1 protein-coding gene and 1 pseudogene are annotated in these 593 nt (G+C 69.5%); both read left to right on the forward strand.

The window, feature by feature from the left end; all coding sequences use genetic code 11:
- Positions 1-190 (forward strand): annotated as a pseudogene (locus G3N99_RS41290) (VOC family protein); the annotation flags it as partial.
- A 58-nt stretch (positions 191-248) separates the two neighbouring features.
- A partial coding sequence (locus G3N99_RS41295; RefSeq protein ID WP_206125320.1) for a DMT family transporter occupies positions 249-593 on the forward strand: 345 nt, incomplete at its 3' end.

Below are 593 nucleotides of genomic sequence, written 5' to 3' on the forward strand. Positions count from 1 at the left end.
TGCCGAATCGCTGCCGGGCGACGGCGTCGCACTGAAAGCGCTCAAGGGCGTCCACCCGCGTGCGGACGCGATCCGCGAGCAACTCGACTGGCTCGGCGCCGCCCACCTGCTCGACCTGGAAGCGGCCGACGGCCCGCCCGCGCTGGTCGCCGAATTCGACACACCGCAGGGCGCGCGCACGCTGCGCTGAACACCCTGCCGCCCGCCCTGAACTACACCAATACTGGCAACACGGAGACACCCCTCACATGAATTCGCGCGAAACCCGGGGCATGCTGCTCGGCCTCATCGGCGTGATGATCTTCAGCCTGACGCTGCCGATGACGCGTATCGTCGTCTCCGAACTCCATCCGCTGCTCAACGGGCTCGGCCGCGCGCTTGCCGCCGCGGTACCGGCCGGCCTGCTGCTGTGGTGGCGCCGCGAGCCGCTGCCGACTCGCGCGCAACTGAAAAGCCTCGCGGTCACGTCGCTCGGCGTGATCATCGCGTACCCGGTGTTCTCCGCGTGGGCGATGAAATCGGTCCCGGCGTCGCATGGCGCGGTGGTCAACGGCCTGCAGCCGCTGTTCGTCGCGCTGTACGCGGCATGGCTG

This window comes from Burkholderia sp. Ac-20392, assembly GCF_017104585.1.
GTDB classification, from domain to species: Bacteria; Pseudomonadota; Gammaproteobacteria; order Burkholderiales; family Burkholderiaceae; genus Burkholderia; species Burkholderia lata.